The organism is Streptomyces viridosporus, from assembly GCF_002078235.1.
Lineage (GTDB): Bacteria > Actinomycetota > Actinomycetes > Streptomycetales > Streptomycetaceae > Streptomyces > Streptomyces viridosporus.
Genome location: NZ_MSGP01000593.1, coordinates 1 through 10522, shown reverse-complemented (window position 1 = coordinate 10522; position 10522 = coordinate 1). Strand labels below are relative to the sequence as shown.

Genomic DNA, 10522 nt, shown 5'->3' with positions numbered 1-10522 from the left:
CGCATCGGCCGGTTCGCCCGGGGCGGCGTGCGGGGCGGGGGCCGTCGTCCTCGGCATCTCCTCGGGTCCTTCCTGCCTGCCGGGCCGACCGGTCAGCGCCAACTGGACGGCGCGGTGTAGGGCTTCAGTCCGTGCCACCACCGGGGCCGGCCGACCGTCCGTCCGGCCGCGGGCGTCCGGTCCGGCGTTCCGGCCCTCGCCACGAGCAGCACGAGGGCGAGCGCGGCCAGTTCCGCCTCGTCCGCCCGCCCGCGCTCGACCCGCAGGCAGGGCTGTTCGCGGTCGCCGTCGCCCATTGCGCCTCCCTCGGTGTGTCCCCCACACCGTCGGGCATGCCGCTCGAGTCCCGCTTCAGCACCGCTCGCGGGCGGGGCGGCCCCGGGTCACCCGGGGCCGGCGCCCGTGGTGTGCGGGGAGGCGGAGGGCGGCGAGGCCGCCAGCCGGGGCAGCAGGAAGGACCAGAACTCCTCCAGGCGCTCGGGGGTCAGCCAGTCGCCCTCGCAGTCGGCCAGCTCCTCGAGGCCGACCGTGGCCGCGACGACGGCGACGGTGGCGGCCCGGGGCGAGACGTCCTGCGCCAGTTCGCCGTCCCGGTGCGCCTGCGCGATCTGCTCGCGAACCCAGGAGTGCCACCAGCCCCGGAGTTGTGCGTCCTTCTTGCGGGAGGGGTCGCCGCTGAGCCGGAACCCGGCCCGCACCACGGGGTCGGAGGCGGTGGCGAGCAGCAGGCGGCACATCACGGTCGTCAGCAGGTGCAGGGAGTTCCGGGCCGTCGAGCGGCAGTGCCGGGCCAGTTCCTCGGCGTGCGCCACGGCCGCCCTCTCGACCTCCCCGGCCAGTGTGTCCTTGCTGGCGAAGTGGAAGTGCAGGGCTCCCGCGCTGACACCGGCCCGTCTGCTGATGGCGGGCAGGGAAGCCAGTGCGTATCCGTCGTCGGCGAACGCCTCGGCGGCCGCGCGGATGAGCGCCTGCCGTGTCTGTGCCGCCCGCTCCTGTTTGACCATCACGCCCTCCGTCGGGACCCTGCGCAGAAACGGAGCCGCTTCGTACGCCTCCCCGGGTACGGACATCCTCAGTCCGCACAAAACCGCACGCCGGGTATTTTTCATACCATCGGCGAGGACCGTCCCCTACCGTCATCCATTGCCTTACCGCCCATCCCTCCTCCTGTCACCCCTCTGACCGGCCCATCAGGTCGCGGGCGCAGGCGGACGGGCGCGCCGCCGGGGAACGGATCGCCGCGCCCCGGCCCCGGCATCCGGCGATCTTAACAAACCGTCCACGTGGTTTGTCATGCCCCTGCCAATAACCTCTCCGCAGGCCTCCCCCGGCCCGCCGGTTCGAGCCGGGCTCCAGCGGCGCTCGATCCCCGAGTCCGGGAACCACCGGAGGACGCGGCCCACCATGCGGAACGCCGGACTCCACCGTCCATGGTAGGACGGTGGAGTCCGGCGACGGGCGGGAATGCCGCCGTACGGCTCAGACCCCGGGGCGCAGCACCACCGGAAGCGCGCGGTGTCCGTTCATCAGGAAGGTCGGCAGGGGCTCGAGTTCCTCCGGGGCACAGGCCAGCCGGAGGTCGGGGAACCGCTCGAAGAGGGCCGAGAGGGCGGTGCCGGCCTCCACCTGGGCCAGCTCCGCCCCCATGCACCGGTGCGGCCCGTGTCCGAAACCCAGGGTGTCGCGGTCGGTGCGCAGCACGTCGAAGCGGTCCGCGTCCTCGCCGTAGCGCGCGGGGTCGAGGCCCCCGGCGGCGAAGGAGACGAGGATGGGGTCCCCCTTCCTGATCGTCACCCCGTCGAGGTCGATGTCCTCCACGGCGAACCGCATCGGGGAGTACGCCCCCGGCGTGTGCGCCCGCATGGTCTCCGCCACGACGTCGTCCCAGGTGGCACGCCCCTCGCGGACGTGCCGGAGCTGGTCGGGGTGGCACAGCAGGGCGCCCGCGGCGTTGGTGATGAGGGTGGCCGTGGTGTCCTGGCCGCCGGCGATGACGAGGAACAGGGTGCCGAGCAGTTCCTCCTCGGTGAGCCGGTCCTCCTGGTCCCGTGCCTCGATCAGCGAGGAGGTCAGGTCGTCGCCGGGCCGCCGGCGCTTCGCCTCCACGAGCGCGGCCAGCATCCCCAGGGCTTCCTGACGCGCCGTCGCGATGTCCCGCGCGGGCAGCGTGGTGCTGAACATCTTGTGCAGCGCGGCGCACAGGGCGTCGGTCCGCTCGCCCTGCGGAACGCCGAACAGTTCGCAGATGACCCGCATCGGCAGCACTTCGGCGAACGACGTCCGCAGGTCGGTGGTGGCGCCGGGCGGCAGGTCGGCCAGGGTGCCGAGCAGGTCCGCGCAGATCTCCTCCACCCGGGGCCGCAGGGCCCTGGAGCGGCGTGCGGTGAACGCGCCCGCCACCAGCCGGCGCAGTCGGGCGTGGCTCTCCCCGTAGGAGAAGAGCATGTTGCGGTTGGCCACCCACGGGTACAGCGGCCAGTCCTCGGTGATCTTCCCTTCGATGAACGCCGGCCAGTGCAGACGGGCGTCCTTGGAGACTCTCGGGTCGGTCAGCAGCCGTTCGACGTCACGCTGCCGCACGACGGCCCAGGCGGTCACTCCCCCGGGCAGTTCCACCTCGCTCGCGGGCCCCTTCTCCCGCAGCATCGCGGCCTCCCCGGCGAGGTCACGACCCGTCACGTCCAGGGCGTAGGGGCAGGCGGTCTTGTTCATGAGTGCGCTCCATGGGTAGGTCCTGCGTCACCTTCGATTGCGACGTGCCCATGGGGAAGGTCCCGGCTTCCCACCACCTCCGGCGCCCGCGCGGGACGCCGGGGCGCCCACCGGTCAGCCCGCGGTCCCGGCCGCCTCCGCTGCCCGGCTCAGTTCCTTCATCTCCTGGTGGACGCGTTCCCCCCGGTCCGGTGTCATGTCCAGTCGCACGAGCACCGCCGGGACCGCGACGCTCGTCATCAGGTGACGCTGCAGATCGACCACTCGATCCGCCAGATCGGCATGGTCGGTCATCACCTTGGACAGCACCTGCACTCCGGTGAACGCGCCGACGAACATCTTCGCGGCCGCGTCGACGTCGACCTGGGGCAGCAGCTCGCCGTTGTCCCTGGCCGCCGAGAGCGTGGCGGCGTTGTGCTCGATCCACGCCGCCATCGGCACGCGCCGGTCCAGTCCGTCCCGCGGTGCTCCCTGCTCCACGGTGAGGCGGACGCTGCCCTGTACCAGGGGATCGCCCTGCTGCAGCAGGTGGGCGAGGAGGAACGCCTCGTCCAGTCCCTGCTGGAGCTTCAGTTCGCGCGGTGGGGTCGGCGGCATGCCGGTGAGCTGGTTGGCCAGCACCGCCTGGGCCAGTTCCTCCTTGGAGGAGAAGTGGAAGTACAGGGCCCCCTTGGTGACGCCGGCCCGGCGCAGGATCTCGACGATCGTCGCCGCCTCGTAGCCGACCTCGGCGAAGACCTCCGCGGCTGCGGCCATGATGGCCTGCCGGGTCCTGATCGCCCGTTCCTGCAGTACCACCGAACACCTCCGCACCCCGGGATCACCGCAGCTGAACCGTAAAACCAGCCCGGCGGTATGTCAACGCTCCCCCGATGCCCGCGCATTAAGCGGAATCGATGCCCTCCAAGTGGACAAGACCCCTGCCACTTTCCCCCGAGGGGTGAGCCAAATGCTGACGAAAGGTCATCAAACACCGCGCAGTTTTCGCCGACGGGGCTTGATAAGAAAACCGGTAGGTACGTATCTTCTGGCCCGGCGCATCCCACTCTTTCGGACTGCGATCTGGAGAGGGCCATGACCCTGCTGCGAACCCAGGAGTTCCCCGCACTGCTCACCCTCACCGCCGACCCCGGCGGGCGGCCGTCCGGCGATCCCGCACCGGTGATCGAAGACCTCACCCGTGGCCGGGTCCGCACCCCGCACGGCACGGTCGCCGACGAGTTGGCACATCTGCTCTTCGACCGTGACGCCCGGGCGCGCCTGCACGGCCCCTGGCGGAAGCTCATCTGCGACGAAACGTTCCGCCACCGCCCGGGCCTGTCCCCCGAGGACCTCACCGCCCTCCCCTACGAGCGGCTGCGCCTGGTCAACGGCGCCGTGAACGGGGACGCGGAGGGGCTGGCACGGGATCCGGCGCTGCTGGCGAGCCTGCACGAGTGGGCGGCCGTCGTGGACGGCGGCGGAAGCCTGTGCACGGTGGCGAGCATCCACTACAACCTCTTCCTCGGCAGCCTGCTGGACCACGAGGGAGGCGAGCGGCGCGACCTGTCCGACTTCGTGTCGCTGCGCCGCACGGGCACCTTCCTCTGCACCGAACTCCAGCACGGCAACGACGCCTCGGCGCTGGAGACCACGGCCGCCTTCGACCCGCGCACGGGCGGCTTCGTCCTGCACACACCGCACCCGGGCGCGCAGAAGTTCATGCCCAACACCAGCACCACCGGCGGCCCCAAGAGCGCCGTGGTGGCCGCCCGGCTCCTGATCGAGGGCCAGGACCAGGGCGTCTTCCTGTTCCTGACCCCGCTGAGCGACGAGCGGGGGCTGCTGCCGGGCGTGCGGGTGCGCCGACTGCCCCTGCGCAGGGGCGCCCCGGTGGACCACTGCCTCACCTCGTTCGACCGGGTGCGCCTGGGACGCGAGGCCCTGCTGGAGGCGGAGCACGGCCGGCTGTCCGCCGACGGAACGCTGCACAGCACCCTGGGCAACCGCCGCAAACGGTTCCTGCGGTCGATCGGCCGGGTCACCGTGGGCAAGCTGTGCATGAGCGCGGCCGCCGTCGGCGCCTCCCGGGCCGCCGTCGCCCTCGCGGTGCGCTACGGTCACCACCGCCTGGTCAGCGGGCCGAGGTCCGGCGAGCGCGTACCGGTGAACGCCCACCGCAGCCACCACGGCAGGCTGCTGCACTCGCTCGCCACGGTGTACGCCATGACGTTCCTGCACCGTCGGGTGCTCTCCCGCTTCCTCGGCCACACCGACGAGGACAGGGCCGACACGGAGCGCCTGGTGGCCGTCGCCAAGGGATGGATCACCTGGCAGGCCCGCGACATCACCCTCGAGTGCCGCGAGCGGTGCGGCGCCCAGGGGCTGTTCTCGGTGAACGCGCTGTCCGACTTCCCCGAGTACGTCGAGGGCACCATCACCGCCGAGGGGGACAACCTCGTCATCTGGGTGAAGGCCGCCGCCGAGATGGTCTTCGGCCACGACGGCGCCGACGCGGCGCCCGGTGCCCCGCGCGCTTCCTCGCTGACCGACCCGCGCAGCGTGCGCGACCTGCTCGCCCGGGTGGAGGCCGTCTGGCAGGAACGCGCCCGCGCCGCCCTGCGCCGGGGGCCGTCCAAGGACCCGGTGGGCCGCTGGAACACCGCCTGCCCGGCCGCCCTGGAGATGGTCTCGGTCCACGCCGTGCTCCAGGCCGCCGACGCCTTCCTGGCCGCGGCGGCGCAGGCGGCCGGCCCCCGGACCCGGGAACTCCTCGAGCAGATGTGCCTGCTGTTCCTGCTGCAGAGGATCGTCCCGTACACCGGCGACCTGCTGGCCGACGGACACCTGTCCGACGCGCAGGTCCGCCGGCTGCCCGAGGTGCGGGAGGCGGTCGTCGCCCGCCTCGCCCCGCACCTGATGACGCTCGTCGAGGCCTTCGACCTGCCCGCCGAGTTCCTCGACGCGATCCCCATCGCCACCGGCGGCTGCGTCCCGCTCGCCGACTACACGGCCGGCGCCGGACGCTGACTCCCGTCCCGTGCCCGGGGGCGGGACCGCCGGGCACGGGACGCGGCCCCCGCGCCCGCCCCGCCCGCGAGCACCTCATTGACCGTCCGGGAAGGAAGGGCGTCCCAGGAACCCGACCTCATTGACGTGAAGTACATGAGGTGCGTTCGGCGGGACGCCTCAGGTCGCGCGCCGCAGCGCGACGACGACGTTCTCGCCGGTGGCCTTGGGACTGAGCCGGTAGTACTTGATGTGGGCGAGGCGGTCGGACTCCTCCAGCCACCCGGCCTCGACGACCTGCCGACGGGTCCTCGAGAACACCGACGGGGACATCCCGACCAGCTCCGCGAGGTTGGCCGCGGTCTCGAGGACCGCCCCGGCCCGGTCGGTGGGGTGCAGGGCGTACAGCATGACCACCAGGCGCTGGTTGGCGGTCATGCCCGCCGTGCGTTGCAGCAGGTCCAGGTTCCTGTGCTTGTCGTCGCTGATCATTGAACCTCCCACCGCGCAGGGGTGTTGTCGTCGAATCCCGGGATGTCCGGCGGGTTGCAGGTCTTCACCGCTTCACGCTGCTCGGCCCCCGTCCCGTGGAAGGAGATGTACGGGCTGATGCGGTAGAAGTTGTAGTTGCCGATGCGCCCTCTGACGATCAGGATGCGGTGCTTGGCCAGCTTCCTGTTGATCTTACCGACGGCGTCGGCGGACATGCCCACGCGTTGGGCGATGTCCGCTCCGGTGGCCCGCAGCGGCTCCATGCCCTCCGGTGAGACACCTATCCACCACAGGACGAGGAACTTCTGGCTGGGTGTGAACGCCTTGCTCACGGTGATCGCTTCGACGCGTGCCTTGTCCACCTGGGTGTGCCGCCCGGAGAAGGCGTACGGCACATAGGGGACGGCCTCACCCGTGTCGGCATCCACCAGTCTGCGTGCTGCTCCCAAGGGGTCCCCCGTAAGTATCGATGCGCAGCGCGTTGCCCACGGCTCTCCAGTCGACCACATGAACCTAACGCACATGTGCAGGGAGTCAATCTGCTCGGCCTGTCGTCCGTGTCCCTTGTTCTTCCGTTCATGAGCCGGGGCCCGGCGGCCGAAGTCCCACCCCCCTTCCTCATGTACCTCACGTCAATCTGGTGCTGTTCCAGAACAGTGGCACTCGGTTTCCTGGGACGTGGTGGCGGTTCCTGTGACCGCAGTGCCAAGACGTGAGGAACCGGGCACTCGGATCCGTCGATCGTGCTCCACGACCGTACGATCTGGGACCCAGATCGTACGGTCGTGGTCCGATCGGCCATCTCCGCAGGTCACAGGGTTTATGGCGGAAGCGCTCTCTTACGTAGTCCAGCAGCGCGCCGTCCGGGCGCCCGGGGCGACCGTGGAACTCGGTAACGGTTCGTCACGCTCCTTGCTCCGGTGGGTCTTTCATGAAGTCGACCCTTCCGGCCCGCCGGAGGCGATCTTCGCCCGTCCCGCGCCCCACCGCGACGGGCGAGGACGGCCGGCCCGCACGACCCCGTTGCTTCCCGGCGCGCACGGACCCCGGCACCGACGAAACGGGTGCGCGCCGGGAAGTGACGGGGCCAGCGGGGTCCAGGGGCCGGCGAAGGCCCCTGGTACCACGCTGCCCGGCCCACGGGGGCACCCCGGACGGCATCGGGGCGAGGAAGGAGGAGTACGCGCGACGGCCCCGCCGGGGAGGGGGTGACCGCCGGAGGACGCCCACCGGTCCGGGGGACGGACGGGGCGGCCCGGCACCCGCGAGGAGACTCCTTCCCCTGCTTCCGTGATTCTCCCGAGCGTTGGAGCCCCTGTCCTTCACGGCGTCCGTCTCGCAGGTGCCTCCGTTGCTGCGCACCCTGGTCCCTGGCGCTCCGATGAGTTCTCCGTCCGCGGGGGTCCCAACGGCAGCAGTTGTGGCCTCGGCCCTGGCCGATCGCTCCGACACCGCCAAGCTCGCCGTCCCGGACCCGGAGCGTGCCGCGGTCCACTTCCTGCGGTTGACCGGCGGCGTGATCAGTGACCGCGCCTATCGGGGGACCCTGCCCATGCCGGAGGAGGAGCGGGACGAACCGATCGCCTCCGGGGTGCGTGCCTGCCTACGGGGATACGAACGACGCTGAGGCCACCCGCGCACGACGACACCGAGACCGTGCCGGGACCGCGACGCCGAACCGGCGGAACACAACCCGGGTCGGCGGGCTCCCACCCGGCGGCCCGAACACCGCCCCGACCGCCTCCACGAACCGGGCGCCGGTCAGCCGGGCACGCGGGTGCGCGCGCTGCTCGGGACGCACCAACCACTCGCCGGTGAGGGGGACTTCCTTCAGCACCACGGCACCATCGCGGTCACCCACACCGGCCGGGCTCACGCAGGTGACGAGGACGGTGCCGCGGGTGTCGACGAGCAGGTGCCGCTTGACACCGCTGACCTTCTTGCCGCCGTCGTAACCGTGCAGACGGACCGCCACGTTCGCCGGCCCGGACACTCCGACTGTCCACGACGGCCGCGCTGGGAGCGGGAGCCCAGTCGAGCCGCACCCGCTCGGACTGTGCGACCAAGAGGGCCGGCATATTGCCGTCTCCCCCGACTGCCCTGCCCCACGGTTCGGCCAGAGGTAGAGTCCGAACGTGCGTTGATCTCCCGGGCGGCGGCCCCGTGCAGCCGCAGACGGTGCGGGGCGCCTCTCCAACGAGGGGCCGCCCCAGCAGGCATACCTGTCATCGCCTCAGCGGAGATCCCCACCATGACTGCTCAGCAGCCTCTCACCTACGACGCGCTCGTCGAACTCGCCGCCGCCGACCCGGCCGTCGTCGGCCTCGTCCTCAAAGGGTCCCGAGCCCACGACGGCATGACCACCCGGCACTCCGACCACGATGTGTACGTGGTCCTCGCCGATGACGTCACGACCGACCTCACCCGGTTCGCGGGTCACCGCGCCGCCGAGCTGGACCTCGTCATCGTCTCTCTCACCGAGTTCCGTGCGGCCGGGATGCCCGGTTTTGAACGCTACGCCCTCGCCCGCGCCCAGGTCGTGCTCGACCGGCTCGACGGAGGCATCGCCCGGATCCTCGCCGACAAGGCCCGCCTGGGTGCCGATGAGGCATTCCAGGACGCCAGTGGCCGGCTCGACGCCTACACCAACTCGCTCTACCGCTCCGTCAAGAACCACCGGGACGGCCAGGCCCTCGCCGCTCGCCTGGACGCCGCCGACAGCATCCGGTACCTGCTCGAGCTGCTCTTCGCTCTCGACCGCCGTCCCCGCCCCTACAACAAGTACCTGAAGTGGGAGCTCGACCGGCATCCGCTTCCGGGCTGGGACACCGACGTGTTGCTCCGTGCCGTGGACCGCATCTCGGCAACGGGCGACGTATCCCTGCAGCGGGACCTCTTCGCCCTTGTCGAGGCGGCGGCCCGGGAGGCCGGGCACGGCGAGGTACTGGATGCATGGGGCGAGGACCTGGACCTCGTGCGGCCGCAATGAGGAGACAGAGGGCCTCCCTGCGGCCGTGGTCCACGGCCGCAGGGAGGCCCTGGCTTCAGGGCTCTTCCGGCACCCGAGGGCAGAGGGGCGAATTGCCGACGTAGCCCCAGGACAGGACGGGCTGCACGAGATCGTTCGGTTCTGCCGATGGGAGCCGGCACCACTTGTCGCTCAGGGGTGAGAACGCCTCGCACGGCCGGAAGGCGACCGGTCCGGAGCCGGGCTGGATGCCACGGCACCGTGTCACGCTGTCACGTTGTCCCGCAGCGACTGCGAAGGAGTTCTACACCGTCGCCTTCGAGGTCGTCGCAGTAGGTCGCGCGTCCGGTCATGGCCATCATCAGGGCCACGGTGGGGCCGGACACGAGGGGCCCGGAACCGGTCGTGAACGGGCCGTCGTCCGCCACAAGTCTCAGACCACCGATGCGTCCCTTGGCGACGACCACGAGGTCTGAGCCCTGGTAGTACTCGGCCGTCTCCGTGAGGGCCCCGATCGGATAGTCGCGGCGGATCCCCAGCGGGCGCCGGATGTCCTCCCCGTGCACGATCGTCTCGCCCAGCATGGCGATGGCGGGCAAGGGAGGCTTGGTCGTGCTCGGGACGACGCGCCGGAAACGTTCAAGGGTCTCCCCCGGGGCCGCGCCGAGCTGCTCGGCCAGCCGCATGGCCACTTGCTTGTCGAAGTCGAACCGGCAGCGGATCACACCCGCCAGCCAGCTCACGGCGTTGAGGCTCGCGCCCGCGGTCAGGTGCGCCAGCACCTCACGCACCGTCAAATCGGTGCAGAGCGAGGGCGTTTCCCACTGCTCGTCCGTCAGATCCGCGAGATCGGCCGCCAACGCCGCTCGCTCGGTACGGATCAAGGGCCAGACCCCGGTCCCGCGATTGCGGTCCGCTGTCAGTGCCGGATCAGTCATAGGGGCTGGACTCCTGCCGAGGATCGTGATCTGTGGTGCCCCGGCCCGAACAGGGTACGTCCGGCAGGGGCGTTCCCGAAGGAGACTCTTGCTCCGGAGCAAAGTCATCGCCCCTGTGTGAGGAGGGTGGGCAGCGAAGAGCCGATCTCGGGGAACAACGGAGCCGTGGTGAGCGGTAGTAGCGGTTCCGGTTCGGGTCCCTCGCAAACGTCGGCCGCTCGCTACTGGTACCAGTCGCTACTGGTACCAGGCGGTTGCCTCCTTCTTCGCTCTTCCTCAATCCGCCTATACGCGCCGGATGTTCAACGTGTGACGGAACGGGTCGCAGATGCGGCAGACGAGCGTTGCGGACCTACGCTCGGCTACTCACTCGCCGTACCTCGGTCGGAGGGTTCGTTGCCCACCGCGCCACACCGGCGGCTGC

At 71.0% G+C, this 10522-nt stretch carries 11 protein-coding genes; 3 read left to right on the top strand and 8 right to left on the bottom strand.

What is annotated here, in order from left to right; translation table 11 throughout:
- Positions 1-92: 92 nt before the first annotated feature.
- The 4 genes from B7L92_RS33695 to B7L92_RS33680 all read right to left on the bottom strand — a co-directional run bounded on the left by B7L92_RS33695 (position 93) and on the right by B7L92_RS33680 (position 3510).
- A complete protein-coding gene (locus B7L92_RS33695) occupies positions 93-296 on the bottom strand; it encodes an acyl-CoA carboxylase epsilon subunit (protein WP_081241058.1) in 204 nt (67 codons plus the stop codon).
- Positions 297-383: 87 nt separating this feature from the next.
- A complete protein-coding gene (locus B7L92_RS33690; protein ID WP_081241057.1) occupies positions 384-1004 on the bottom strand; it encodes a ScbR family autoregulator-binding transcription factor in 621 nt (206 codons plus the stop codon).
- 475 nt (positions 1005-1479) lie between these two features.
- The gene (locus B7L92_RS33685) at positions 1480-2712 is read right to left on the bottom strand and encodes a cytochrome P450 family protein (RefSeq protein WP_081241056.1); all 1233 of its coding nucleotides are present in this window, start codon (positions 2710-2712) and stop codon (positions 1480-1482) included.
- Between the two features lie 114 nt (positions 2713-2826).
- Positions 2827-3510, bottom strand: a complete 684-nt coding sequence (locus B7L92_RS33680) for a ScbR family autoregulator-binding transcription factor (protein ID WP_081241055.1) — start codon at positions 3508-3510, stop codon at positions 2827-2829.
- 276 nt (positions 3511-3786) lie between these two features.
- Between B7L92_RS33680 and B7L92_RS33675 the strand changes: the two genes are divergently transcribed.
- Complete coding sequence (locus tag B7L92_RS33675; protein WP_081241054.1) at positions 3787-5721, top strand: acyl-CoA dehydrogenase family protein; 1935 nt, start codon at positions 3787-3789, stop codon at positions 5719-5721.
- Between the two features lie 159 nt (positions 5722-5880).
- Here the strand turns inward: B7L92_RS33675 and B7L92_RS33670 are convergent, their stop codons facing one another.
- The gene (locus B7L92_RS33670; protein ID WP_081241053.1) at positions 5881-6192 is read right to left on the bottom strand and encodes a cyclic nucleotide-binding domain-containing protein; all 312 of its coding nucleotides are present in this window, start codon (positions 6190-6192) and stop codon (positions 5881-5883) included.
- Positions 6189-6641 (bottom strand): MarR family transcriptional regulator, encoded by a 453-nt coding sequence (locus tag B7L92_RS33665; RefSeq protein WP_081241052.1) that lies wholly within the window; start codon positions 6639-6641, stop codon positions 6189-6191. The genes B7L92_RS33670 and B7L92_RS33665 overlap by 4 nt, the downstream gene beginning before the upstream one ends.
- 971 nt (positions 6642-7612) lie before the next feature.
- On the opposite strand from B7L92_RS33665, the gene B7L92_RS33660 reads away from it, so the two are divergent.
- On the top strand, positions 7613-7819 hold the full coding sequence (locus tag B7L92_RS33660; protein WP_159461083.1) for a TetR/AcrR family transcriptional regulator C-terminal domain-containing protein: 207 nt from the start codon (positions 7613-7615) through the stop codon (positions 7817-7819).
- Here B7L92_RS33660 and B7L92_RS43750 read toward each other — a convergent pair.
- Positions 7796-8185 carry a transposase gene (locus B7L92_RS43750; protein ID WP_218030492.1) on the bottom strand — a complete coding sequence of 130 codons (390 nt, stop codon included), beginning with the start codon at positions 8183-8185 and terminating at the stop codon, positions 7796-7798. The two genes, B7L92_RS33660 and B7L92_RS43750, sit on opposite strands and share 24 nt — an antisense overlap.
- A gap of 258 nt (positions 8186-8443) precedes the next feature.
- Between B7L92_RS43750 and B7L92_RS33650 the strand changes: the two genes are divergently transcribed.
- The gene (locus B7L92_RS33650) at positions 8444-9181 is read left to right on the top strand and encodes a hypothetical protein (protein WP_081241051.1); all 738 of its coding nucleotides are present in this window, start codon (positions 8444-8446) and stop codon (positions 9179-9181) included.
- 251 nt (positions 9182-9432) lie between these two features.
- Here the strand turns inward: B7L92_RS33650 and B7L92_RS33645 are convergent, their stop codons facing one another.
- Positions 9433-10098 (bottom strand): maleylpyruvate isomerase family mycothiol-dependent enzyme, encoded by a 666-nt coding sequence (locus B7L92_RS33645; protein ID WP_081241050.1) that lies wholly within the window; start codon positions 10096-10098, stop codon positions 9433-9435.
- Positions 10099-10522: the final 424 nt, after the last annotated feature.

Bases quoted from the DNA above. Each gene is read 5' to 3' on its own strand.
- B7L92_RS33690 (WP_081241057.1), bottom strand. From the start codon at position 1,004: ATGGTCAAACAGGAGCGGGCGGCACAGACACGGCAGGCGCTCATCCGC.
- B7L92_RS33685 (WP_081241056.1), bottom strand. From the start codon at position 2,712: ATGAACAAGACCGCCTGCCCCTACGCCCTGGACGTGACGGGTCGTGAC.
- B7L92_RS33695 (WP_081241058.1), bottom strand. From the start codon at position 296: ATGGGCGACGGCGACCGCGAACAGCCCTGCCTGCGGGTCGAGCGCGGG.
- B7L92_RS33675 (WP_081241054.1), top strand. From the start codon at position 3,787: ATGACCCTGCTGCGAACCCAGGAGTTCCCCGCACTGCTCACCCTCACC.
- B7L92_RS33650 (WP_081241051.1), top strand. From the start codon at position 8,444: ATGACTGCTCAGCAGCCTCTCACCTACGACGCGCTCGTCGAACTCGCC.
- B7L92_RS33670 (WP_081241053.1), bottom strand. From the start codon at position 6,192: ATGATCAGCGACGACAAGCACAGGAACCTGGACCTGCTGCAACGCACG.
- B7L92_RS33645 (WP_081241050.1), bottom strand. From the start codon at position 10,098: ATGACTGATCCGGCACTGACAGCGGACCGCAATCGCGGGACCGGGGTC.